At 72.3% G+C, this 25,096-nt stretch carries 17 protein-coding genes; 6 read left to right on the top strand and 11 right to left on the bottom strand.

Annotation, left to right across the window (positions count from 1 at the left end):
• Positions 1 to 27: 27 nt before the first annotated feature.
• Entirely contained in the window at positions 28 to 435 is a 408-nt protein-coding gene (locus ACYVKX_RS18615) for a Rieske (2Fe-2S) protein (RefSeq protein WP_460835253.1), read from the bottom strand.
• A 74-nt stretch (positions 436 to 509) separates the two neighbouring features.
• Positions 510 to 3,500: an excinuclease ABC subunit UvrA gene (gene uvrA / locus ACYVKX_RS18610; protein ID WP_460835170.1), complete on the bottom strand. Its 2,991-nt coding sequence runs from the start codon at positions 3,498 to 3,500 to the stop codon at positions 510 to 512.
• Between the two features lie 318 nt (positions 3,501 to 3,818).
• Here uvrA and ACYVKX_RS18605 point away from each other — a divergent pair, with 318 nt between their 5' ends.
• Positions 3,819 to 4,499: an MBL fold metallo-hydrolase gene (locus ACYVKX_RS18605; protein WP_460835169.1), complete on the top strand. Its 681-nt coding sequence runs from the start codon at positions 3,819 to 3,821 to the stop codon at positions 4,497 to 4,499.
• A complete protein-coding gene (locus tag ACYVKX_RS18600) occupies positions 4,496 to 4,768 on the top strand; it encodes a hypothetical protein (protein WP_460835168.1) in 273 nt (90 codons plus the stop codon). Before ACYVKX_RS18605 ends, ACYVKX_RS18600 begins: the two co-directional genes overlap by 4 nt.
• A 278-nt stretch (positions 4,769 to 5,046) precedes the next feature.
• On the opposite strand, the gene ACYVKX_RS18595 is transcribed toward ACYVKX_RS18600, so the two are convergent.
• The 4 genes from ACYVKX_RS18595 to ACYVKX_RS18580 form a co-directional block, all read right to left on the bottom strand.
• Positions 5,047 to 5,673: a hypothetical protein gene (locus tag ACYVKX_RS18595; RefSeq protein WP_460835167.1), complete on the bottom strand. Its 627-nt coding sequence runs from the start codon at positions 5,671 to 5,673 to the stop codon at positions 5,047 to 5,049.
• Positions 5,674 to 5,865: 192 nt separating this feature from the next.
• Positions 5,866 to 6,957 (bottom strand): 2Fe-2S iron-sulfur cluster-binding protein, encoded by a 1,092-nt coding sequence (locus ACYVKX_RS18590; protein ID WP_460835166.1) that lies wholly within the window; start codon positions 6,955 to 6,957, stop codon positions 5,866 to 5,868.
• A gap of 14 nt (positions 6,958 to 6,971) precedes the next feature.
• On the bottom strand, positions 6,972 to 7,265 hold the full coding sequence (locus ACYVKX_RS18585; protein WP_460835165.1) for a hypothetical protein: 294 nt from the start codon (positions 7,263 to 7,265) through the stop codon (positions 6,972 to 6,974).
• 4 nt (positions 7,266 to 7,269) lie between these two features.
• Complete coding sequence (locus ACYVKX_RS18580; protein ID WP_460835164.1) at positions 7,270 to 8,433, bottom strand: Rieske 2Fe-2S domain-containing protein; 1,164 nt, start codon at positions 8,431 to 8,433, stop codon at positions 7,270 to 7,272.
• Between the two features lie 103 nt (positions 8,434 to 8,536).
• Between ACYVKX_RS18580 and ACYVKX_RS18575 the strand changes: the two genes are divergently transcribed.
• The 3 genes from ACYVKX_RS18575 to ACYVKX_RS18565 are packed head-to-tail and all read left to right on the top strand — an operon-like array spanning position 8,537 to position 12,411.
• Positions 8,537 to 9,727: an acyl-CoA dehydrogenase family protein gene (locus ACYVKX_RS18575; protein ID WP_460835163.1), complete on the top strand. Its 1,191-nt coding sequence runs from the start codon at positions 8,537 to 8,539 to the stop codon at positions 9,725 to 9,727.
• 12 nt (positions 9,728 to 9,739) lie between these two features.
• Positions 9,740 to 10,852, top strand: a complete 1,113-nt coding sequence (locus ACYVKX_RS18570; RefSeq protein WP_460835162.1) for an acyl-CoA dehydrogenase family protein — start codon at positions 9,740 to 9,742, stop codon at positions 10,850 to 10,852.
• 2 nt (positions 10,853 to 10,854) lie between these two features.
• Entirely contained in the window at positions 10,855 to 12,411 is a 1,557-nt protein-coding gene (locus ACYVKX_RS18565; protein WP_460835252.1) for an AMP-binding protein, read from the top strand.
• Between the two features lie 52 nt (positions 12,412 to 12,463).
• On the opposite strand, the gene ACYVKX_RS18560 is transcribed toward ACYVKX_RS18565, so the two are convergent.
• The 4 genes from ACYVKX_RS18560 to ACYVKX_RS18545 all read right to left on the bottom strand — a co-directional run bounded on the left by ACYVKX_RS18560 (position 12,464) and on the right by ACYVKX_RS18545 (position 23,005).
• Complete coding sequence (locus ACYVKX_RS18560) at positions 12,464 to 18,559, bottom strand: metallophosphoesterase (RefSeq protein WP_460835161.1); 6,096 nt, start codon at positions 18,557 to 18,559, stop codon at positions 12,464 to 12,466.
• 180 nt (positions 18,560 to 18,739) lie between these two features.
• A complete protein-coding gene (locus tag ACYVKX_RS18555; RefSeq protein ID WP_460835160.1) occupies positions 18,740 to 19,525 on the bottom strand; it encodes a spermidine synthase in 786 nt (261 codons plus the stop codon).
• An 85-nt stretch (positions 19,526 to 19,610) separates the two neighbouring features.
• The gene (locus ACYVKX_RS18550; RefSeq protein WP_460835159.1) at positions 19,611 to 21,356 is read right to left on the bottom strand and encodes an ABC transporter ATP-binding protein; all 1,746 of its coding nucleotides are present in this window, start codon (positions 21,354 to 21,356) and stop codon (positions 19,611 to 19,613) included.
• Positions 21,353 to 23,005 (bottom strand): ABC transporter transmembrane domain-containing protein, encoded by a 1,653-nt coding sequence (locus ACYVKX_RS18545; protein WP_460835158.1) that lies wholly within the window; start codon positions 23,003 to 23,005, stop codon positions 21,353 to 21,355. The genes ACYVKX_RS18550 and ACYVKX_RS18545 overlap by 4 nt, the downstream gene beginning before the upstream one ends.
• A gap of 24 nt (positions 23,006 to 23,029) precedes the next feature.
• Between ACYVKX_RS18545 and ACYVKX_RS18540 the strand changes: the two genes are divergently transcribed.
• Positions 23,030 to 23,833 carry a siderophore-interacting protein gene (locus ACYVKX_RS18540; RefSeq protein ID WP_460835157.1) on the top strand — a complete coding sequence of 268 codons (804 nt, stop codon included), beginning with the start codon at positions 23,030 to 23,032 and terminating at the stop codon, positions 23,831 to 23,833.
• Between the two features lie 14 nt (positions 23,834 to 23,847).
• Here ACYVKX_RS18540 and ACYVKX_RS18535 read toward each other — a convergent pair whose 3' ends face one another.
• Complete coding sequence (locus ACYVKX_RS18535; protein WP_460835156.1) at positions 23,848 to 24,996, bottom strand: NDMA-dependent alcohol dehydrogenase; 1,149 nt, start codon at positions 24,994 to 24,996, stop codon at positions 23,848 to 23,850.
• Between the last annotated feature and the right edge of the window lie 100 nt (positions 24,997 to 25,096).

Genomic DNA, 25,096 nt, shown 5'->3' with positions numbered 1-25,096 from the left:
CGTCCCGTCGCCCGCGGCCCGCCCGTCTCAGGCGGTCGTGATCCGATCGGCGGTCACGGTCACCTCGACGGCCGGGAGCGGGGAGGTGGCCGGTCCGTTGGCGACCGAGCCGTCCTGGATCGAGAACTTGCTGCCGTGGCAGGTGCAGTTGATCGTGCCGCCGTCGACGGTCGCGACCACGCACTGCGAGTGGGTGCAGACCGCCGAGAAGCCCCGGAAGTCGCCCTCGGTCGGCTGGGTCACCACGATCTTCTGGTCGCCGTAGATCCTGCCGCCGCCGACCGGGACGTCCGACGGCGGGCCGAGCGTCTCGCCGCTGGCGACCTCGGGCGCCGCGGCCGGTCCGTCGTCGCCACCGCCACAGGCGGCGAGGAGCGGCGCGCCCACCCCCACCGCGGCGGCCCCGGTCAGCGTCCTGCGGCGCGAAATCCCCATGCTCACGGTCGTCGTCCTCTCGGCAGGCGGTCGTTGAAACTTCACCCTACTAACGCACCGGAGCGCGCCGAGGTTCAGCCCGCCTTCCTCGCCGCCCCCCGAGCCGTGCTCTTCCTCGCGGCCTTCGTCGCCGGCGCCTTCCGCGCGGTGGCCTTGCGGGCCGGCTGCTTCGCGGCCCGGCCCTCGAGCAGCGGCGCCAGGAACTGGCCGGTGTAGCTGGCCGGGTCGGCCGCGACGGCCTCCGGCGTGCCCTCGGCGACGACGGTGCCGCCGCGCGAGCCGCCCTCGGGACCCATGTCGACCAGCCAGTCCGCGGTCTTGATCACGTCGAGGTTGTGCTCGATCACCAGCACGGTGTTGCCCTGATCGACGAGGCGGCCGAGCACGAGCAGCAGCTTGCGGATGTCCTCGAAGTGCAGGCCGGTGGTCGGCTCGTCGAGCACGTAGACCGTGCGCCCGGTCGAGCGCTTCTGCAGCTCCGAGGAGAGCTTGACGCGCTGCGCCTCGCCGCCCGAGAGCGTCGTGGCCGGCTGGCCGAGCCGCACGTAGCCGAGGCCGACCTCGACCAGGGTCTTCATGTGCCGGGCGATCGCGGGCACCGCGGCGAAGAAGTCGGCGGCCTCCTCGATCGGCATGTCGAGGACCTCCGCGATGGTCTTGCCCTTGTAGTGCACCTCGAGCGTCTCGCGGTTGTAGCGGGCGCCGTGGCAGACCTCGCACGGGACGTAGACGTCGGGCAGGAAGTTCATCTCGATCTTGATCGTGCCGTCGCCGGCGCACGCCTCGCAGCGCCCGCCCTTGACGTTGAAGGAGAACCGGCCCTGCTGGTAGCCGCGCATCTTCGCCTCGGGCGTCGACGCGAACAGCTTGCGGACGTGGTCGAAGACACCGGTGTACGTCGCCGGGTTGGACCGCGGCGTCCGGCCGATCGGCGACTGGTCGACGTGGATCACCTTGTCGACGTGCTCGAGGCCGGTGATCCGCTGGTGCCGCCCGGGCACCGCCCGGGCGTTGTAGATCTGCTTGGCGAGCGAGGTGTAGAGGATGTCGTTGACCAGCGTCGACTTGCCCGAGCCCGAGACGCCGGTGACGGCGACGAACATGCCGAGCGGGAACGCCACGTCGACGTTCTGGAGGTTGTGCTCGCGCGCGCCGTGCACCTTGAGCTCGCGGCCCCTGGTGCGCGGGCGGCGGATCTCGGGGACCGGGATCTCGCGGCGGCCGGAGAGGTACTGGCCGGTCATCGAGTCGGGGTGGGTGAGCAGGTCGGCGACCTGGCCGCTGTGGACGACCTGGCCGCCGTGCTCGCCGGCGCCCGGGCCGATGTCGACGACCCAGTCGGCCACCCGGATGGTGTCCTCGTCGTGCTCGACGACGATGAGGGTGTTGCCGAGGTCCTTGAGCCGGACCAGGGTCTCGATCAGCCGGTGGTTGTCGCGCTGGTGCAGGCCGATGGACGGCTCGTCGAGCACGTAGAGGACGCCGACCAGGCCGGCGCCGATCTGGGTGGCGAGCCGGATCCGCTGCGCCTCGCCGCCGGACAGCGAACCCGAGGGCCGGTCGAGCGAGAGGTAGTCGAGGCCGACGTCGAGCAGGAAGTTGAGCCGCTCCTGGATCTCCTTGAGCACCCGCTCGGCGATCTGCCGCTCGCGGGCGGAGAGCTCGAGGCCGCGCAGGTAGTCGGCGGTCTCGTTGATCGGCAGCGCGCACACCTCGGCGATGCTCTTGCCGCCGTCCTCGATGGACGCGCCCAGGGTCACCGACATCGACACCGGCTTGAGCCGGCTGCCGCGGCACGCCGGACACGGGACCTCGCGCATGAAGCCCGCGTAGCGCTCGCGGCTGACGTCGGACTCCGCCTCGCGGTGGCGCCGCTCGATGTAGCCGCGGACGCCCTCGAACTCGGCGTAGTAGGCGCGCTGCCGGCCGTACCGGTTGCGGGTGACCACGTGGACCTTGGTCGGGTGGCCGTCGAGGATCGACCGCTGCGCCGTGGCGGAGAGGTCCTCCCACGGCGTGTTCAGGTCGAAGCCGAGCTCGTCGCCGAGCGCGCCCATCAGCCGCAGGAAGTAGTCGGCGACGTGGGCCTGGCTCCACGGCTGGACCGCGCCCTCCCCCAGCGTCGCCGTCGGGTCGGGTACGACGAGGTCGGGGTCGACCTCCATCCGGGTGCCGAGGCCGTGGCACTGCGGGCACGCGCCGAAGGGTGAGTTGAACGAGAACGAGCGCGGCTCGAGCTCGTCGGTGTCGATCGGGTGCTCGTTGGGGCACGCCATCTTCTCGCTGAACCTCAGCTCCCGGCCCGGGTCCTTCGCACCCCCCTGCGAGGGCGGAGTGTCGACGAAGTCGAAGAGCACCAGGCCACCCGCGAGCTGGAGCGCGGTCTCGACCGAGTCGGTGAGCCGGCGCTTCGCCGACTCCTTGACCGCGAGCCGGTCGACCACGACCTCGATCGTGTGCTTCTTCTGCTTGTCCAGCTTGGGCCCATCGGTCGACAGAGAGTCCAGGGCGTGCGTGTCGCCGTTCACCCGGGCGCGGGAGAAGCCCTGGGTCTGCAGCTGCCTGAACAGCTCGACGTACTCGCCCTTGCGGCCGCGGATCACCGGAGCCAGCACCTGGAACCGGCGGCCCTCCTCGAGCGCGAGAACGCGGTCGACGATCTGCTGCGGCGTCTGCCGCTCGATCGGCGCGTGGCAGACCGGGCAGTGCGGGCGGCCCGCGCGCGCGTAGAGCAGGCGGAGGTAGTCGTAGACCTCGGTGATCGTGCCGACCGTCGAGCGCGGGTTCTTCGACGTGGACTTCTGGTCGATCGAGACCGCCGGCGAGAGGCCCTCGATGAAGTCGACGTCGGGCTTGTCCATCTGGCCGAGGAACTGGCGGGCGTACGCCGACAGCGACTCGACGTAACGCCGCTGGCCCTCCGCGAAGATCGTGTCGAAGGCCAGCGAGGACTTGCCGGAGCCCGACAATCCGGTGAACACGATGAGCGCGTCGCGGGGCAGGTCGAGCGAGACGTCCTTGAGGTTGTGCTCCCGGGCACCCCGGATGATGAGCTGGTCCGCCACTGAGTGTTCCCTCGTTCCCCGCGAGCTTTCGAACAGGTGTTCGCCATCCTAACCGGTGCAGGCCAGTCACAACGAACCCGGACGCGCCGGTGTTCCCCACGATCTCACGCGCCACCGACAGCCGGGTTTCGAGCACGTGTCCGGCAGGATGGGGGTCATGGCCGACGCCCTGGACCTCTCCGAAGCGACCCCCCGGCCGAGGTGCGGGCGTACGGCGAGGGCGGCCCGGTCGTGACCGGCCGCGTCGGGACCCGGCCGCGTGGCCGGTGACGGAGTGACGAGCGAGCGCGGCGAGCTGCCGCAGATCGGAGCATGGCGATGACGTACACCGGCGAGGTCACGCCCGGCGGCAACGCGGACGTGCGAGAGCTGTCCCGACTGACGATCACCAAGGTGGCCGTCGACCCGCAGATGTCGAACAACTGCTACCTGCTGACCTGCCGCGAGACCGGCGAGCAGGTGCTGATCGACGCGGCCGACTCGGCCGCCGTGCTGCTGCCGCTGATCGGCTCGGCCGGGCTGACGACGGTGGTCACCACCCATCAGCACTGGGACCACCACCGCGCGCTCGCCCCCGTCGTGGCGGCGACCGGAGCGTCGGTCGTCGCGGGCGCACCCGACGCCGCGGCGATCACCGAGCAAACCGGCGTACCCGTGGACCGGGAGGTGGCCCAGGGCGACACGATCGCCGTCGGCTCCTGCTCGCTGTCGGTGATCGCGCTCGCCGGCCACACCCCGGGCTCGATCGCGCTGCTGTACGACGACACCGCCTCCGAGGGCGGCCACCCGCACCTGTTCACCGGCGACTCGCTCTTCCCCGGCGGCGTCGGCAACACCTTCGGCGACGAGGCGGCCTTCGCCCAGCTCATCGACGAGGTCGAGGCCAAGGTCTTCCAGCGGCTCCCCGACGACACCTGGTTCTACCCCGGCCACGGGAACGACTCGACCCTCGGCGCCGAGCGGGCCTCGCTCCCCGAGTGGCGGGCGCGCGGCTGGTGAGCCCGCGACGGCTGCTCCTCGGGCTCTTCGGCGCCGGCGTCGCGCTGCTGGCGGTCGGCGCGGCCGTGTTCTTCGCGTTCTTCCCGCACCAGGAGTCGGGCGGCTGGTTCGCCTACGGCGACGTCGAGGGTGGACTCCCCCGTGCTGAGGGGAGTCTGCGGGCCGCGCTGGTCGGTGCCGCGATCGCTGGCACGGGGTTCCTCGTCGTCCTCGTCCCGATCGTCGCCTGGGGCGTGCGCCTCGGGCGGAGACTGGACGCCCAGGGCTGAGTCAGGCATGCGGATTGGTCACCAACCGCAGCATTTCGGGCCCTGAACATGCGGTTGGTGACCAATCGGCGTCGATGCTGCGCCCGCGACGGGCCAGCCACCGAGTCAGCCCGCGAAACGACGGCTGACGTACCGCCGACCCATGTCAGGCATGCGGATTGGTCACCAACCGCAACATTTCCGGCCCCGAACATGCGGTTGGTGACCAATCCGCACACCGACACCACGGCGACCCACCCCAGGGGCCAGGGGGCGGATCACCCGACTCGCGAGGCCGGTCAGGCGGCCTCGGGCCAGTCGTCGTCGCCGCCGAAGGACGCGATCGGACGGAACGGGGTGAGGCCGGGGCCGGAGATCGGCGGCAGGTGGTCGAACTGCCGCAGCTCGAGCGGGTCGGGCGAGAGCGTCGACCAGCCGGCGAGGTCGCTGGGGTAGGTCAGGTCCTCGAGTCCCGGTACGGCGTCGAGGTCGACCAGCTCGTCGATCGGCATGCCGGCGGGCAGCATGTCGGCGGCGAGGCCGGCGAAGACGTCGAGCGCGGTCCAGTCGGGGTGGGTGCCGGCGTCGAGGTGCTCCAGCAGGGTGTCGTGGGCGAGGCCGGCGTCGAGGACGGTCACGAGCCGGGAGGCGCCGTACGCCTCGGCCCAGCGCCACATGGTGCGGGCGCTGATTCGGCGGGCGACCGCACGGTCGAGCACGCGGCGCACGGTGGTGAGCGGGATCGACTCCGAGAGCATCAGGTTCTCGACGTCGAGGAGGTTCACCCGGTCCGGGGTGCGGTGGAGCTGACGAAACCTCCGCTCGAGGTCCCGCTGTCGCGACGCCCGCCCGGCGGGCTTCGTGGCGACGGCGGCGAGGCTCCACCCCAGGAGGGTCACGATGATCAAGCACAGTCCGAGAAGCATGGCTCATCCCTCATTCCGGTCCCGAGTCCGGTCGGCGGCGATCAGGAGGGAGCGGCGATCACTGGTCGCGGTTCGGGGCTGTTGCGTGATGGACATTCATGGTTGAGCGTCAAACTTCCCGGCGAACCCTGCAGTTACGCATGAGAGTGCAACGACATGCAGCGGTCTGGACCGCCGGTTTGAGAAGGGCTGTCAGTGGTACGTGACTCTGACGGTGTCGGTCACCGGCACCGACTGGCAGCCCAGTCGGATGCCGTCGGCGATGTCCTCGTCGTCGAGCACGTCGTTGTGGAGCATCTCCACCTCGCCCTCGAGCAGGCGGACGGCGCACGCCGAACACTCCCCCTCCCGGCAGGAGTACGGCGCCTTGACGCCCTTCGACTCGAGGTGGTCGAGCAGCTTGGTGCCGGGCGCCCAGTCGTCGAAGGCGTGCTGCTGGCCGTCGAGCTCGACCTCGAGCCGGACCGGCCCCTGCGGCGCGTCCGTGTCTGGGAGCACCTCGTCGAGGTCGCGCTCGGCGTCCTCGATCTCGTGCTCGGCGACCTCCTGGTCGTGCAGGTCCCCGAACGGGTTGCCGCCGAGCGAGACGAACTTCTCCTGGTGCCGGCGCTCGCGCGGGAACTCCAGCTCCTTGAGCGCGGCGATCGTCAGCTTCATGAACGGCGCCGGGCCGCAGACGAAGGCGTCGTACGACGTGAAGCTCGACGCGAACGCGCGGACCTGGTCCTGGCTGGGCAGCCCCTGCACGGACTCCAGCCAGTGCACGACGACCAGCCGGTCGGGGTTCTCGGCGGCGAGCCGGGTCAGCTCCTCGGCGAAGATCACCGACCGCTCGTCGCGGTTCGCGTAGAGGAGCACGATCCTCCCGGTGCCCTGCTGCAGAGCCGTGCGGGTGATCGAGACGATCGGCGTGATGCCGCTGCCGCCGGCGAACAGCAGCAGGTCGGCGCTCAGCGACGCGGGCGTGAAGATGCCGCTGGGCGGCAGCACCCGGATCGAGTCGCCGTCGCGGAGGTGGTCGCACACCCAGTTCGACGCGTAGCCGCCGTCGGTGCGCTTCACCGTGATGGTGAGCGGGCCGCCGCCGACCGGGCTGCTGGACAGCGAGTAGCAGCGCGCGGCCACGCCGGTCCGGTCGCTCGGGACCGCCAGGGTCAGGAACTGGCCGGGCTTGTACGCGAACCGCTCCCCCGCGCCGGCGGGGACCTCGAAGGAGATGGAGTGCGCGTCCGCGGTCTCCTCGACCACGTCCACGACCTTCACCTCGAAGGACTCGTCAGACATCTGCCCTCATCTGCTCAGTAACCGTCCTCGGCGCCGATGGGGATCTGACCTTCTCGTACGGCGGCCTCGATGCTCGCCACCATCCGCGGACACGCGGGGTGGGACTCGCGCCCGCCCGCCCGCCGGGACAGCTCCGGACACTGCGCCCGCGCCTCCCCCGTCCACTGGATCGAGGTGTGGTGCTCGCTGTTCTTCTTCACACCGACCTTGGCCAGGCAGTCGAGGCACGCGACCTCGACCAGCCGGGCGGAGGTGTAGAGGCGCTGGTCCTCGAGCGTGTCGGCGCTCGTGGGGACGAAGGAGGCCATGGCGTCAGGTGCCCGACATCATCTGCGGCGTCTCGGCAGACTCCTCGGCGGACTCCTCGTCCGCCCTCTTGCGGAGGTTCTCGGCGACCTCCTCCTGCCAGTACTCGTTGGCCCTGGTGGTGTCGACCTCGAACTCGAAGCGGTCCACCATCTCGGGGGCGATGTCGGCCTGGTCGACGTAGAACTGCTCGTACCAGCGGCGCAGCTGGTAGACCGGCCCGTCCTCCTCGCACAGCAGCGGGTTCTGCACCGGCACCTTGTTCTTCCAGATGTGCACGTCCTGGAGGAAGCCCTCCCCGAACATCTGCGCGTACTTCTTCGAGATGTACTGCGCGGTGGCGTCGTCGAGGCCCTCGGGCTTCTTGACCGTGATGCCGTACTGGAGCGTGAAGGACTCCGGGCCGGTCGGGATGTGGCAGTTGATCAGGATGACCTCGGTCTCGAAGCCCTTGTAGTCCACGTCGAGCCAGTTGATCATGTACGCCGGACCGTAGTAGGTGGCCTCGGACTTGAGGAACAGCTCCGCGCTGCCGTACCCGCCGGACTTGTCCGGGCGGCCCTTCGACTCCATGAACTGGGTCGCCTGGGTGCCCTCGAAGACGTTGCGGAAGCTGGTCGGGAACGAGAAGTGCACGTAGTAGAAGTGCGCCATGTCCACGACGTTGTCGATCAGCTCGCGGCAGTGGGAGTCGGTGATCGGGACGACCTCCCACGACCAGTCGGTGTAGAGGCCGTCGACCAGGCCGGGCAGCTCCGGCGGCAGGATGTCCGTGTCGGGCGCGGAGCCCTCGACGTCGTGCCAGATGAGCAGCTGGCCGTTGCGGATCGCCGTCGGGTAGCGCTGGGTCCGCGCCCGCAGCGGCACCCGCCGGGCGTAGGGGATCTGCTTGCACTTCCCGTCGCCGCCCCACCGCCAGTCGTGGAACGGGCAGGCCACCTGGTCGCCCTTGACCTCGCCCTGGGTCAGGTCGCCGCCCATGTGCCGGCAGTACCCGTCCAGCACCTGGATCTCGCCCGCGGTGTCCGCCCAGACCACGAGCTTGCCGCCGAACGCCTCGATCCCGTGCGGCCTCCCGTCGCGGAAGGTGTCGGCGAGGCCGAGGCAGTACCAACCGCGCGCGAACCGCTCCGGCGGGGTGCCGTGGTCGAGGGTGCGAGTGTCGCTCATCTCCGCCTCCAGATCGGGGACCTGTGGACCAAACTTAGAACAGGTTATAGTTTTCGACGCCGGGATTCCAGCACACGAAGCCGTTCGAGAAAGCAGCCTGCCCATGCACATCGCCCTGACACCAGACCAGGAACGGCTGCGCGAGGAGCTGCGCGAGTACTTCGCCGCCCTGGTCACCCCCGAGGTCAAGGCCGGCCTCTCCGCCGCGACCGGCGAGTTCGGCGACACCGACGTCTACCAGGACGTGATCAGGCGGCTCGGCACCGACGGGTGGCTGGGCATCGGCTGGCCGGAGGAGTACGGCGGCCAGGCCCGGTCGATGGTCGACCAGCTGATCTTCACCGACGCGGCCGCGGTGGCCGGCGTACCGATCCCCTACCTGACGCTCAACACCGTCGGGCCGACGATCATGCGCTACGGCAGCGACGAGCAGAGGGCGTACTTCCTCCCCCGGATCCTCCGCGGCGAGCTGCACTTCTCGATCGGCTACTCCGAGCCCGGCTCGGGCACCGACCTGGCGTCACTGAGGACCCGGGCAGTCCGCGAGGGCGACGAGTGGGTGATCAACGGGCAGAAGATGTGGACCTCGCTCATCCAGTACGCCGACTGGATCTGGATGGCCTGCCGCACCGACCCCGATCTGCCCCGCCACAAGGGCCTGTCGATGATCCTGGTGCCGGCCGACTCCGACGGCTTCTCCTACACCCCGGTGCACACGGTGGCCGGCGTGAGCACGAGCGCGACGTACTACGAGGACGTGCGGGTGCCGGCGGCCAACCTGGTCGGCGAGCTCAACGGCGGCTGGGCGCTGATGACCAACCAGCTCAACCACGAGCGGGTCGCCCTCACCTCGGCCGCGCCGCTGACGCACTCGATCGAGCTGGTGCGCCGCTGGGCGCAGGAGACCAAGAACCCGGACGGCCAGCGGGTGATCGACACCGAGTGGGTGCAGGTCGCGCTCGGCCGCGCCCATGCCCGCGCGGAGGCGCTGCGGCTGATCAACTGGAAGCTCGCCGCCGACGCCGACGCCGGCGTGGACCTCTCCCCCGCCGAGGCCTCGGCCACCAAGATCTACGGCTCCGAGCTCGCCACCGAGGTCTACCGCTCGCTGATGGAGATCGTCGGCCCGAACGCCGGCGTCACCGGCGGGTCCGACGGCGCGGTGCTCCAGGGCCGGCTCGAGCGGTTCCACCGCGCCGCCCTGGTGATGACCTTCGGCGGCGGCACCAACGAGATCCAGCGCGACATCATCGGGTACGTCGGTCTCGGCCTCCCCGCAGCCAGGCGTTCGTGAAGAGGAGCTGACATGGACTTCCGGTTCACCCAGGAGCAGGACGAGGCCGCGGAGCTCGCGGCGAGCATCCTCGCGGACCGCGCGACCAGCGAGCGGCAGAAGAGGGTCGAGGACGGCGGCGATCGGTTCGACCGCGACCTGTGGGCCGCGCTCGGCGAGGCGGGGCTGCTCGGGCTCGCGCTGCCCGAGGAGTACGACGGCGCCGGCCTCGGCCTGGTCGAGCTCTGCCGGGTCATCGTCGAGGTCGGCCGCACCGTCGCCCCCGTGCCGCTGGCCGCGCACGGCCCGGCGTCTCGACTGGTCGCCGAGGTTGGCACCGCCGAGCAGAGGCAGCGCTGGCTGGCCGGCGCGGCGACCGGCGCCACGGTCGTCACGGCCGCGATCGCCGAGGAGCGCTCGTGGGCGCCGACCCGGCCGACCACGACCGCGACCCTGGACGGCGACGGCTACCGCCTCACCGGCAGCAAGGCCGTCGTCCCGGCCGGCCCGTACGCCGACGTCCTCCTCGTCCCCGCCGAGACTCCGTCGGGCGTCGGCGTGTTCGTGGTCGAGCCCGGCGACGCCGGAGTGACCGTGGTGGCGCAGACGTTCTCCGACGGCGACGCGGTCGCGCGGCTCGATCTCGACGGCGCCGTACTGCCCGCCGACCGGCTGCTCGGCGCGGCCGACGGCTCCGTCGACCACCGGCTGCGGCAGCTGATGGTGCTCGGCGGCGCCGCCGAGCAGCTCGGCATCACCGAGGGTGCGCTGCGGCTGACGGCGTCGTATGCGAAGACGCGCGAGCAGTTCGGCCGGCCGATCGGCACCTTCCAGGCGGTCTCGCAGCGGCTCGCCGACGGCTACATCGACGTGCTCGGCCAGCGGCTCACGCTCTGGCAGGCCGCGTGGCGCCTCGACCAGGGCCGGCCCGCCGACACCGAGGTCGCGATCGCGAAGCTGTGGGCCGCGGACGCCGGCCACCGGCTCGCGCACACGACCGTCCATGTCCACGGCGGCGTGGGCATCGACCTCGACGGCGAGGCGCACCGGTACTTCACCGGCGCCAAGCGGTTCGAGTTCCTGCACGGCGGCGCGACCGAGCAGGCGCTGACGGTCGGACGGGCGCTGGCCGCCGAGCCGGCGTGACCATGCCGACCGTGCGCGAGCAGCTGCTCGCGCGGGCGGAGGACGACCACCCCGGCCTGCTGGCCGGGGACGACGCGTGGAGCTGGCGCGAGGTGGTCCGGGAGTCGTGCGTGCGGTCGGCCGTGCTCGACACGCTCCTCGACGACCGACTGCCGCCGCACATCGGCGTGCTGCTGGAGAACGTGCCCGAGTTCGCGTTCCTGATCGGCGGGGCGGCTCTCGGCGGCCAGGTCGTGGTCGGGCTCAACCCGACCCGCCGCGGTGCCGCGCTGGCCGCCGACGTCGCCCGGGCGGACGTGCGGGTCGTGGTCACGGACTCGGCGTACTGCGAACTGCTCGAGGACGTCGAGGTGCCGGTGATCCGGCTCGACTCCCCCGACTGGGCGGAGCTCGTGGCGGAGCACGGCGCCGCCGGCGTACCCGACGTGGCGGTCGGACCGGACGACCTGATGATGCTGATCTTCACCTCGGGCACGTCCGGCGAGCCGAAGGCGGTCAACGTGACGCACGCGAAGGTCGCCCACCCCGGACAGCTCCTCGCGGAGCGGTTCGGCCTGTCGGCGGCGGACGTCGCCTACGTGTCGATGCCGATGTTCCACTCCAACGCGATCATGGCCGGCTGGGGTCCGGCCCTCGCGGCCGGCGCGGCGATGGCGCTGGCGCCGCGGTTCTCGGCCTCCGGCTTCCTGCCGGACGTGCGGCGGTACGGCGCGACGTACGCGAACTACGTCGGCAAGCCGCTCGCCTACGTGATGGCGACGCCCGAGCGGCCCGACGACGCGGACAACCCGCTGCGGGTGGTGTTCGGCAACGAGGCCAACGACCGCGACATCGCCGGCTTCGCCGAGCGCTTCGGCTGCACGGTCGTCGACTCCTACTCCTCGACCGAGAACGCGGTGATCGTGCAGCGGGTGCCCGAGATGCCGCCCGGCTCGCTGGGCCGACCGGTCGACGGAGTCAAGGTGCTCGACGCCGAGACGATGGCCGAGACGCCGGACGCGGTCTTCTCCTCCTCCGGTGCGCTGCTCAACGCCGACGAGGCGACCGGCGAGCTCGTGAACACCTCCGGAGCGGGCGCGTTCGCGGGCTACTACCGCGACCCCGACGCCGAGGCCGAGCGGATGCGCGGCGGCATGTACTGGTCCGGCGACCTCGCCTACCGCGACGCCGACGGCTTCGTGTACTTCGCCGGCCGCACCGCCGACTGGCTGCGCGTCGACGGCGAGAACCTCGCGGCCGCGCCGGTCGAGCGGATCCTGCTGCGCCACCCGTCCGTGTCCGAGGCCGCGGTGTACGCCGTGCCGGACGAGTCGGTGGGCGACCAGGTGATGGCGGCGCTCGTGGTGACCGGCCCGCTCTCCCCGGCCGAGCTCGCGGCCTTCCTGGACGAGCAGCCCGACCTCTCGCCCAAGGCTCGGCCGCGCTACGTCCGGGTCGTCGCCACGCTCCCTCGGACGGCCACGAACAAGGTGCTCAAGCGGACGCTCGCCGCCGAGGGTTCCACCCCGGGCGATGGCGTGCTGTGGACCCGGGACGCCCGGGGCACGGCGTACTCCTGACGACGGGCCACCGGGGCCGCGATCGTGGTGCGGTCGCGGCCCCGGTGGTCCCTCAGCGCCGGCCGGTCCGGCGGACGACCTTGCCGGTCGGCGCGGTGGTGCGCGTCTGGGTGGCGTAGCCGTCGCGGGTGCCGATCACGACGACCCTGACCCGGAGCCCGAGCAGCTTGCGGGTGAGCCGCAACCGTTCACCGGTCGCACCGCGCAGCACCTTCCCGCCGGCGAACCACCGATAGGCGAACGCCGGCTGCGGCGACCAGTCGCCGGTCACCACCCGCAGCGTGGCACCGACTCGTACCCGGCCGACGAGCTCGGGCCGGGCCGTGTCGAACCGGCCGCGCACGACCCGCCCGGAGGCCGCCGCGTCGACCGAGGCCGGGTCGTACCCCTCGCGTCGTCCGGTGACCCGCACGGTCACCCGCGACCCGAGCAGCGTCGGCGTGAGGATCAGGCTGGTGCCGGTCGCGCCGTCGACGGCATGGCCGCCGGCGTACCACTGGTAGGACAGCTGCGGCGCGGGGGTCCAGGAGCCCGGCGACACCGTCAGGGTGTCGCCCACCCGGGTCCGGCCCGTGATCACCGGCCGGCCCGGCTGGAGCCGGCCGGTCACCCGGACCGTGCGCTGGCGGGTGCTGCTGTTGCCGGCCGCGTCGGCGACGGTGTAGGTCAGCACGTAGGTCCCGGGCGTCGCCGTGTCCACGCGGCCCTCGATCTGCACCTTCGTCCGCAGGTCGCCGTCGACCTCGTCGACCGCCGTCACGCCCCGCATCGGGTCGAAGGCGTCACCGACGCCGATCTCGGCGTCACCGGGGACGGTCAGGACCGGCGCGGTCCGGTCCGGAGGCGTGCCCGGGCCACCCGGGCCACCCGGGCCACCCGGAGCGGTGCCCGTGGTGAACGTCCACACCGGCGAGGTCCGGCTGAACCCGTCGGCGTCGGTTACGTCGACATACCAGCTGTAGCGCGAGTCCGCGTCGAGCGGACCCGTCGGGACCGTGACCGTCGACCCAGAGGCGACCGACTCCCGCGAGGCGATCACCTGGTCGGACTTGGCGACGATGCCGACGTAGTCCGTCGCCACCCAGCGCTCCGGGGCTGTCAGCTCGATCGGCATCGTGAAGTTCTCCATGGCGTCGTCCTTCCAGGAGGTCCCGGCGCGCGTGACCGACAGCGTCCGGTTGTCGAACGTCTGGTTCGCCGCGTCGAAGGTGACCGTCCGCATCCAGCCGTCGCCGTTGTTCGGGGCGCTCTGGTAGTCGGCCATCACCTCGATCACCGAGCGGCCCTGGTCGACCCGCTTGATGTTGCTCCAGATCCCGATGTGCCCGGAGAGCACGACGTCGACATTGGGGTTCGGAGCCACGATCTGGTCCCAGATCGTCGGTGCGGGCTTGACGTACGCCCCGTCGTTCCCGAAGTACTGGTGCGTGGCGAGGACGACGTTGTAGTCCGGGTACTTCCGGATGATCCGGTTCGCCCAGTCGATCTCGTCCTGGCTCAGCTGCCAGTTCAGGAACAGCACGAGGTAGTCGGCGCCCGGCGAGGACAGGACGTCGGCGTGCTGGACGTTGTCGTTCTGGCTCTCGCGGTACCACGGCTTGTCCGCGAACCGCTCCGCACCGAAGTACTTCTGGTACGTCGTGTAGGTGCCGTCCGCGTCGATGTCGTGGTTGCCCGGCGCCATGCCGTAGGGCAGGCCGGCGTCGTCCCACATCTGCTGGGCCGAGCTGGCGGCCTGCCACTCGCCCTCCGTCTTGGTGTTCTGGATGTCACCGGTGTGGAGGGCATAGCCGATGCCCTCGGACTCGCGGTTGTCGAGGACCCACTGCATCTGCTTGCGGTAGACCGACGGGTCGTTCTGGGAGTAGAACTGCGTGTCGCTGATCCAGGCCCACACCGAGGGGTCGTCGTTCTCGGCGATGACGGTCGCCTGGATGTCCTGGATCATCAGGGTCGCGGTGCCCCCGGCGACGGTGTCGGCGTACGACGCCCTGCCCCTCAGCTCCAGGTCGGCGCCGATGCCCTCGTCCACGAGATCCCAGCTCTCGGTGCGGTTGTTCCACACCGAGAGCGCCGCTCGCTGCGTGTCCGGGACCGAGCCCGACCACGTGACCGCGTAGCTCTGGGTGCCGAGATCCTCGGGCACGGCGATCTCGAACGTCTGGAACGGGTACGCCGCGGCGCCGTCGGTGCGGAGGGTCTCTCCGTCGGCCGCCGCCAGGGCGCGCCGGTCGGCGGCGGTGGCCGGCGCGCCGTCCGCGCTCGTGGGAACGGCCGTGGTCGACTGTCCCACGGTCGCGGTGTTGGCGCCGACCGCGAAGTCGCCCCGGTAGGCCCACTTGAAGTCGGCCGTCAGCGCGTCGCCGGTCGGGTCCGCCACGTCCACGCTCAGGTCGGTCGACTCCGGGGAGCGGCCCGACGACCCGTCACCCGGAAGCGGGTTCGCAGGCACCTTCGGCAGGTTGCCGACCGTGCGGAAGGAGACGCGCCGGACCGACTCGTTGCCGAGCGTGTCCGTCGCGCGGGCCACCAGGGTGTGGTCCCCGTCGGGCAGGTCGTCCGCCGTGACGGTCTGCCCGTTCTCGACGGGCTCGCCGTCGATCGTCAGGGCCAGCTCCGCCACGTCGTTGACGTCGGAGGCCGAGGCGTCCACGACGAACTCGCCAGTGGCGTAGTCACGGCCGTCGGCCGGAGCCCCGATCGTGATCTCGGGGCCGGTGTTGTCGACCTCGACCGTGGCCGTCTGCTCGCTGCGTCCGTCCGGGCGCGCGACAGTGACGGCGTACTCGCCGTCGTCGTACGCCGAGGTGTCCCAGTCGGCCTGGTAGACCGTCTCGAACCGGTCCGGGACGGTGATGGTGAAGTCCCAGAACTTCCGTCCCGGCCCGTAGCCGAGCTCCTGGGTCTGGGAGTACTGCGGGTCGCGCAGCACGCGGTCGCCGGCCAGCTCGAGACGCGAGTTGCGGGTCTTGAAGCTGTCGGCGTCGTCTCCGGTCGGCGAAAGGTTGCCGCCGGCCCGGATCCGGATCGTGTTGGTTCCCGGCCGCAGCTTCTCCCACGGGATGGGGACCGACACCGTCTTCCAGCCGTGTGCGGCCTCGGGCACGCCGAGGACCCGGAACAGCTCGCCGTTGATCCAGATGCTGTCCATCGCCGCGTCCGGCTGGAAGCCGTCGCCCTCGAACTTGAAGACCGGATCGACCACGCGCCGGCGCAGCTCCACCGGGATCTGCTCGCCGTCGACTGTGACCACCGGCTCGACGTCGCCGGTCGAGGTGATCGTCCGGCGCCCGTTGACGACGGCACCGTCGGCGAGGTTCAGCGAGACCGGCTCCTCGTTGTCCACGCGCACCGTCAGCGAGCGGGACCGGGTGCCGTCCGCGGAGGTCGCGGTGACCCGGTGCAGGCCGGAGGTGTCCTTCGTGGTGTCCCACGACGTCGTCGACTGCGCGAGCAGCCGGTCGGTCGGGATGTTGATCGTCCAGGTCCAGGTCCGGGCCGCCGACGGGTTCGAGTCGCCCATGTTGATCAGCTGGCTGGCGGGGTAGGCCGGGTCGCTGAGCGTTGCGCCGTCGGGGAACCGCAGCCGCACGTTCTTGATGCGGAAGTCGTCGTTCGCGTTGTCCGCCGGGTCGAGCACCTGGCTGGCGCTGCCGATGCGCAGCTGGATCGTGTTGGCACCCGGGCGCAGCGCGCCCGCCGGTATCCGCCAGGTGCCCGTCGGGTAGACCCCGTTGCCGTCCTGGTAGTAGCGGGTCATCGGCCGGATCGAGTAGTCCTCGCCGTTGATGTAGAAGGTGTTCCTGGTGCTGCCCTCCCAGCCGTGTGCGTCGAACTGCAGGTCGACGGCGCCGCCGGCGCCGGAGGTGACCTCCTGCGGGACGTCGTCGACGCTGATCGAGGGGCCCTCCTGTGACCGGGCGTCGGTGGCGATCAGCCTGGTGATGCCGGAGACCCTGGCGCCGTTGGGGATGTTGAAGTCCAGGCCGGTGTCCTGCGGCTCCTCGGGACCGGCGCCCGGGTCCTCGGCGGGCGGCTGGACGCCGTCCTCGGTCACCCGCTTGGCGCCGCTCGGGTACTTGGTGATCGTGAAGGAGTCCAGGGTGCCGCCCACCGGTACGTCGGTCGAGGAGGTGTCGTCCCACTTCGCGGCCACGACCGAGCGGTAGCGCAGCGTGTTGCCGTCCACGGTGATGCCCTGGAACGTCGAGGTGCCGCCGGCGGAGACGACCTGGGTCGCACCGTTGCGGGTCCACACGTTGTCGTCGGCCGGCTGCCGCTCGTAGTACTTCGGGCCGGACACCGACACCGCGTACACCGGACCGCGGGTCATGCCCGGGGTCGAGGTGGCGTCGCTGTTGACGAACCCGCGCGCATAGGTGTGGTCGTGCGCCATCAGCACCAGGTCGATGTTCCGGCTCTCGAACACCGGCAGCCATGCACTGCGCAGCCGCTGCTCGTCCCGGTCCACGGCGGTCGAGAACACCGGCTGGTGGAAGGTCGCGACCGTCCACTTGTTCGGGTTGTCCGCCAGCACCCGGTCGAGCCACTCGGCCTGCATGTCGACCCACAGCTGCTTGGGGTCGGGACAGTCCACGGAGCAGGACGGCAGGTTCGCCGGGGTGAAGAGGTCGGTCGCCTCGTTCGTGGTCGCGTTGAGCGTGATGAACCGGACGCCCTGGTAGTCGGTGTAGTAGACGGTCTCCTGCATGGCCTTCGCCATCCGGGTGCGGTACGCCGCCTCCTGCCGCTGGGCGTCGGTCAGTCCGGTGGCGTCCGGTGCCGGCCCGTCGTAGGTGGGGCCGTTGCCGGGGTACTCGAAGTTCGACTTCCACTTCCCCAGCCGGGTGTCGCCGACGTACTCGTGGTTGCCGGGCGCCGCGAGCAGGTTCTTCGTCGGCGCTCGCTCACCCAGCGCGCCGAACAGCTCGGTCCACTCCGACTCGTTGCGCGAGGCGTCGACGAGGTCGCCGGCGTTCACCGACCCCACCGCCTCGGGGAAGGTCTCGTACGCCTTCTGGACCGTCGGCGCCCACTTGTCGGTCAGCTCGTTCTGCCCGTCGCCGAAGTAGAGGAACGTGAAGGGGTCGCCCGCGTTGCCGGCGGTGGTGAAGCGGTAGGCGTCGCTGGTGGCGTCGTCGTTGCCGACGAAGTACTCGTAGGTCGTGCCCGGCCGCAGGCCGGTCACCGTGGCCGAGTGGGTGCGGGTCGAGACACCGTCGCTGGTCAGCGCCTCGTTCGTGGTGGCGTCGACGACCCGCCACGCCCCGTCGCTGCCGGCCTCCCGGACGCTCACCGCGCCGTCGGTGGTCGACGATCCGGTGCGCCAGGTGAACGACTGCCCCGTCGAGGCGTCCGCCGGCGGCGTCAGGACGATCCGCTCGGGCTCGGGCGCCACCGAGCCGGTGGTCACGGTCGCGCTCACCGTCCGCGTCCCGTCGGCCGAGGTCGCCGTGACCACGTGCGTCCCGGGCTCGGCCGCGTCGGCGTTCCACGAGTAGCTGGTGGTCACCGGCCGCAGGCGCGATTCCGGGACCTCGATCGTCCAGGTCTGCCGGAGCTTCGGCGGGGTGCCGTTGTCCCCCATGTTCACCGAGACGTTCTCGCCCAGGGCGGGGTCGGTGAGCGTGCCGCCGTCTGCGAACCTGAGCTTGACGTTGCGCACCCGGAAGTCGTCGTTCTCGTTCGGCCTCGGGTCGAGCGCCTGCTGCGTGCTCCCGGTCAGCAGCTCGACCGTGTTGACGCCCGGCCGGAGTGCGCCCGCGGGGATCCGCCACGACCCCGCGGCCCAGTCCCAGTAGCGCGTCAGCGGCACGATCCTCGTCTCGCCGTTGACGACCCAGGTGTTGTAGGTGTTCGCCTCCCAGCCGTGCGCCTGGAAGACCAGGTCGACGGGCGGGGTTTCGACGGTGCCTGCGACGGGCTCGCCGTCGATGCTCAGCGCCACCGGCTCGGCGGACTCGGTGTCCGTCGCCGTGAGGTTCACGGTGCCGCTCAGCGTCTGGCCGTCGTCCACGGACAGGGTGAGGCCGTTCGCCGTCGCGGCGGTCGCGGCCGGGCCGCCCGGCAGGAGGGCCAGGAGCGGCAGGAGGACCACCGCCGCGACGAGCCGGGCGAGGACGGGCAGGGTGGAGTGGTGCGCGCGCATGAGATTCCTTCGGGGAGCCGGCCGGACGTCGCCCACGCCGTGACCTCAGCCGTGGCCCGGGAGCGCGACTGGCGCACCGACGGAATCGGAGGTGTGGGAGCGGGCGCCAGCCCATCGAGCAGGGATGAATCGACCGTCCAGAATTTATGGACGGATAGCGTCGGATGGATGAATGCTCCGCTATCCCGGCGCCGGCGAGGGCTCGTGGTCTGCGGCCGTGAACGGCGTGCCGCCGCCGAACGAGTCGGAGACGCCGCCCGCGTCGAGCACGCGGTACGGCGCCGCCGAGCTCGCCGACCTGATCCGGAGCGCCGCGAGCGGGACCGGGCCGTGCGAGGCCACCAGCACCAGGTTGCCGAGCCGGCGGGCCCGCAGCGTGGCGGGCTCCGCGGTGAGCATCAGCTCCGGGTACACCGAGCGCAGGCCGGCGACGACCCGGCGGGTCCAGCCGAACGGCGCCCGGTCGGCCACGTTCAGCACCAGCAGCCCGGCGGGGTCGAGGACACGGGCGAGGTCCCCGAAGAACCCGTCGGTGACGAGCTCACCGGGCACCCGGCCGTCCGCGAAGGCGTCGACGACCACCACCTCGGCGTACCCGTCGCGCAGCTCGGCGACTCCGCGGCGGCCGTCGACCGGACGCACCTTGATGCCGCTGCGGGGCGGCAGCGGGAGCTCCTCGCGGACCCGCTCGGTCACCTCGATGGCGGGCTCGAGGACGATCTGGGCCGAGCGCGGCCGGGTGGCGGCGACGTACCGCGGCAGCGTCATCGCCGCGCCGCCGACGTGCACGACCCGGACGGGGGCGCCGCCGGGCGCGCAGGCGTCCAGGACGTCGGCGATCCGGCGCACGTACTCGAACTCGAGGTGTGCGGGGTGGCGCAGGTCGACGTGCGACTGGCTCATGCCGTCCAGCCGCAGCACGAACGTGCCGGGCCGCTCGCCCGGCACGATCTCGCAGCCCGCCATGGCTGCACCGTACGACGCCGCCGATATCGCAGGACGTCATCCGAGTGGTGGCAGGGGACGCACCGTCCGGATGACGTCCTGCGGCCTAGGTCGGCCGCCCGCCCGACCACGCCGCCCAGAGCGTGGCGTAGCTCCCGCCAGCGGCCACGAGCTCGTCGTGGGTGCCGCGCTCGACGACGCGGCCCGCGTCCATCACCACGACCTCGTCGGCGGTGACCGCCTGGGTGAGCCGGTGCGCGATCGTCAGGGAGGTGCGGCCCGCCGTTGCGGCGAGGGCCGCCCGCTCGAGGTCGCGCGCGCCGGCCGAGCCGGCCTCGGCGGTCGCCTCGTCGAGCACGACGGCCACCGGATCCGCGAGCAGCACCCGCGCGAGTGCGAGCTGCTGGGCGAGCGCCGGACTCAGCGCCACCGCCCCGTCGCCGACCGCGGTGTCGAGGCCGTCGGGCAGTGCCCGGACCGCCGCCCACGCGCCCACCTCCCGCAGCGCCTCGGCGAGCCGCTCGTCGGTGGCGTCGGCCGCGGCCAGGGTGAGGTTGTCGCGGACCGTGCCCGCGAAGACGTGCACCTCCTGGCTCACGATCGCCACCGGAGGCCGGCCGTCGGCGTCCACCCGCCCCAGCGGTACGCCGCCCAGCGAGACGTCGCCGCGGGTCGGCACCAGCCGCCCGGCGACGGCCGCGCCCAGCGTGGTCTTGCCGGCACCCGAGGCGCCGACGACCGCGACCCGGTGCCCGGCCGGCACGTCGATCGAGACCTCGTCCACGGCGGGCCGTCCGGCGACGTACTCGTGGTGGAGCCCGCGCACCACGAGGTGCCCGTCGGCGGGCGCGGCCGGGTCGGCGACGGGTGCGGGCGGCGGCAGCAGCGCCAGTCCGGCGAGCCGGACCAGCGAGGCGCCGACCGACTGCGCCTGGTCGAAGAGGCCGATCAGTGCGCCGATCGGGTTGAAGAGCCGGTGGAAGAGCAGTGCCGCCGCCGTGACCGCGCCGACCGTGACGCCGCCGCCGCGCGCGAGCACCCAGCCGGTGCCCAGGATCAGCAGCAGGCCGACCAGCTCGGCCCGGTTGTTGCGGGCGTAGAAGCGCGTCAGCAGCCGGTAGACGTCGATCGAGATCTGCGCGGATCGCCACGAGGCGGCCGTCGTCAGCTCCTGGTGCCGGTCGGCGATGCCGTGGGCGCGCAGCGTCCGACTGGCGTGGACGCCGGTGAGCAGCGCCTCCGCGCGGGCGCCGTTCGCCTCGCGCTCGGCGCGGTAGTAGGGGCCGGAGCGCGGGAGGTACCAGCGCAGGCCGAGCACGTAGGACGGCACCGCGCCGAGCCCGGCGAGCCCGAGCCGCCAGTCGATCGCGAACAGGCCGCCGGCGGTGAACACCACGGCGACGACGGAGTTCACCAGGATCGGCACGACCTCGGTGAACGAGTCCGTGACCAGCCGCACGTCGTCGCCGACCCGCGAGAGCAGGTCGCCCGAGCCGGCCGCCTCGAGCTCGCGGGCCTCGAGGTCCAGCGCCCGGTCGACGACGGTCTCCCGCAGCTCGGCCAGCGCCGGCTCGGCGGTGCGCGCCATCAGCGAGATCGACAGCGCGGTCGCGAGGCCGCCGACCACGGCGGCACCGAGGATCCAGAGCCCGGCCGCGACGATCTCGCCGCCCTCGCCGCCGCGGTCGACGACGTCGACGATCCGGCCGAGCTGCCACGGGCCGACCAGCCCGGCCAGCCCGGCGACCACGAACATGGCCGCGCACAGCAGCAGCGGCCAGGGGTGCTCGCGCACCAGCCGCCAGGCGAGCCCCGCGGCCGCGCGCGGCGTCGAGACGGGGAGCAGCGTCATCGCAGCACCGCCGTCCGGTAGGCCTCGCCCGCGGCGAGCTCGTCGTGCCGCCCGGTCGCGACCACGCGCCCCCCGGCAAGGTGGACGATCCGGTCGGCGCCGGCCAGCAGGGCCGGGCTGCTCGTGATGACCAGGGTGGCGCCGTCCGGGCGGCGTACGCCGCCGGAGCCGGCCGCGATCCGCTGCTCGGTCACCGCGTCGACCGCCGTCGTCGGGTCGTGCAGCACGAGCACCGGCGGGTCGGCCGCGAGCGCCCGGGCCAGGCCGAGGCGCTGTCGCTGGCCGCCCGAGAGCGTGCCGCCGTCCACGGTCACCGGCTCGTCCGGCAGGTCGTCGGCCGCCGCGGCCGCGAGGACCGCGGCGACCCGGTCGTCGCTCAGCAGCTCGGCGGGGTCGACGTTCGAGCGCAGCGTGCCCTCGAAGAGGTCCACGTGGTGCTCGGCGAGCACCAGCAGGCGGCGCGACTCCTCGATCCGCAGCTCCGTGAGAGGTACGCCGCCCAGCAGCACCTCGCCCGACTCCGGCCGCTCCTCGCCGCGCAGGAGATCCACGAGCGCCGCCGCGTCGGCGGGGTCCTCCGCGACGACGGCGACGAGCTGGCCCGGTCGGACGTCCAGCGTGACGTCGTGCAGGGAGCCGTGGCGCACGGCCGCGAGCGCCAGCCCGCCCGGGGCCACCGCGGACCGGTCGCCGACGTGCACCAGCGGCGGGGCCGCGAGCACCTCGACGATCCGCCGGGCCGACGCGCGGGACCGGGCCAGCGCGGCGACGAGGTAGGCGACCATCCCCATCGGCTCGGCCACGAACTGGGCGAGGCCGACGACCGCGACCAGCTCGCCGATGGAGAGCTCGCCGGAGAGCGCGCGCTGGCCGGCCAGGAGCGCGACGGCGGCGAGGAAGGCCAGGCTGAGCCCGTCGGTGGTGCCGTAGAGGAGCCCCTCCCACCGGGCCGCCGCGACGCTGGCGCGCATCGCGTCGCGGCTCTCCGCCCGATAGCGCCGGTGCGCCACCCGCTCGGCGCCGATGCCCTTGAGCGGCCGCAGCCCGCGCATCAGGTCGGTGGCCAGCCCGGTCGCCCGGCCGACCGCCTCCTGGCGGGCGTGCGCGCGGTGGGCGAGCCGGGGCGCGAGCACCCGGGTGGCGACGAGCACGACCGGGACCCCGACCAGCACCACGACCGCGACGACCGGGTCGATCACCGCGAGCACGACGGCGGTCGCGACCAGCCCCACCAGCCCCACGACGGTCAGGGCGAGCTGCCACAGCACGGTCGCGACCGCCTCCGCGTCGCCGGTCGCGATCGAGAGCACGTCGCCGGGCAGCCGGCCGGTCCGGGCTCCGCGGGGCGAGAGCACGGCCGCGGACACCTCGGTGCGCAGCGCGTGGCTCTCCTCCTGGAGCGCCCGGAACGCGACCCGGGAGCCGAGCCGGTAGCCGGTGCTCAGCACCGCGAAGTGCACGCACAGCACGGCGCCCCACAGCAGCATCTGCGCTCCATCGCCGGTCGCCACGGCACGGTCGATCACGATGCCGATCAGGACCGGCACCGCGGCCTCGCAGAGCTGCCAGACGAGGAGCAGCGCCACCGCGCCGGCCAGCCGGCGGCGCTGGCGCAGCAGGGTGCGGCGGACGAGCACTCCCGGGGTCACCGGGGTAAGGGTAGCCTTACTTCCATGACGGCATGGTACGGACGGGTCGAGTCGACCGAGTGGCTCACGCCCGCGCTGATCCGAGTGGTCCTCGGCGGACCCGGGCTCGACGGCTTCGACGTCCCGGCGGACACCGACGCCTACGTCAACGTCGCGATCCCGCCGGCCGGGGCGCCGTACGCCGGCGCCTTCGTGCCCGCGGACGTGCGCGAGGAGCACGACCGCGAGCTGTGGCCGGCGCGGCGGCGCTACACGGTGCGCAGCTGGCGAGACGGCCTCCTCGCCCTCGACTTCGTCGTGCACGGCGACCACGGCGTCGGCGGACCATGGGCTGCGGCCGCGCGGCCCGGCGACGGGCTGGTCCTCGAGGGCCCGGGCAGCGGCTACCGGCCCGATCCCGACGCCGACTGGCACCTGCTCGTCGGGGACGAGTCGGCGCTACCCGCCATCGCCGCGTCGCTCGAGGCGGTTCCGGCCGGATCCCGCGCGGTCGTCCGGCTGCTCTGCGACGGCCCCGAGCACGAGGTGCCGCTCCCCTGCCCCGGCGAGCTCGACCTGGTCTGGCTGCACCGCTCCGGCGGCCCCGGAGACGCCGACCTCCTCGCGACCGCGGTCGCGGACCTGGAGTTCCCCGCCGGTCGGGTGCACGCGTTCGTGCACGGCGAGGCGGACGAGATCCGCGCGATCCGCCGGCACCTGCTCGCCGACCGGGGCCTCGCCCGCGCCGACATGTCCTGCTCGCCGTACTGGCGGCGCACGATGACCGACGAGGCCTGGCGCGAGATCAAGCGCGAGTACGTCGCCGCCATGGACGCCGACGTCGCCTGAGCCTCCCCAGCGGGTCAGTCGTAGACGATGACGCCCCGGATGTTCTTGCCGTCGCGCATGTCCTGGTAGCCCTGGTTGACGTCGTCGAGGGTGTACGTCGCGGTCACCATCTCGTCGAGCTTGAGCCGGCCGTCCATGTAGAGGTCGAGCAGGCGGGGGATGTCGTAGCGCGGGTTGGCGTTGCCGAAGATGCAGCCGACGAGCTCCTTGCGCATCATCGCCATCTCGAAGAGGTTGAGCTGCACGTCGCTGGCCATCATGTTCGCGACGGCGGTGACGACGCCGCGGCCGGCCTTCTTGACCAGGCTCATCATCGGTGCGATCAGGTCACCGGTGGCGAGGCCGACCGCGAGGATCGCCTTGTCCGCCATCGCGCCCGCGGTGATCTCGCCGATCAGCGGCTGCGCGTCCGCCATCGACGGCGCGGCGTGGGTCGCGCCGAGGGTGAGCGCCTTCTCGCGCTTCCAGTCGACCGGGTCGATCGCGACGACGTGCCGGGCGCCGGCCATCGCCGCGCCCTGCACGGCGCTCATGCCGATGCCGCCGACCCCGACGACGGCCACGGTCTCGCCGGACTGCACGCCGGCGGCGTACGTCGCCGAGCCCCACCCGGTGGTGACGCCGCAGCCGACGAGGGCGGCGCGCTCGAGCGGGACGTCCTTGCGGATCTTCACCGCGGAGTCGACGTTGACGACCGTGTACGGCGAGAACGTGCCGAGCCCGACCATGATGCCGAGGTCGCGGCCGTCCTTGGCGTGGTGGCGGTAGGAGAAGTCGCTGAGCTGCATGCCCGAGAGCAGGAACGCGCCGAGGTCGCACAGGTGCTGGTGGCCGGTCGAGCAGGAAGGGCACCGGCCGCAGGACGGGATGAAGCTGAAGACCACGTGATCGCCGACCTCGAAGCCGACCGTGTCGGGGCCGACCTCCTGCACCACGCCCGCGCCCTCGTGGCCGCCGACGACCGGGAACTGCTTGAGGCCGAACGCCTCGGCGAGCTCCGGGTCGAGCACCATGTCGCCGGTGACCATGTGCTCGTCGGAGTGGCACAGGCCGGACGCCGCCAGCTTGACCAGCAGCTCGCCCTTCCGCGGCGGGTCGAGCTCGATGTCCTCCACACTCCACTCGGTGTGCGGCTCCCACAAGATGGCGGCGCGAGTCTTCATGGATGCTCCTGGGCTCGGAAGTGCTCGATAAATAGAACGTGTTCTCGGAGCAAGGTAGCCCTCGGGGAGCGCCCCTGTCAGCGCCCTCCGTGAAAGTCGT

It is taken from the genome of Nocardioides hungaricus, assembly GCF_054782915.1.
This window is presented reverse-complemented; position numbering and strand designations above follow the sequence as displayed.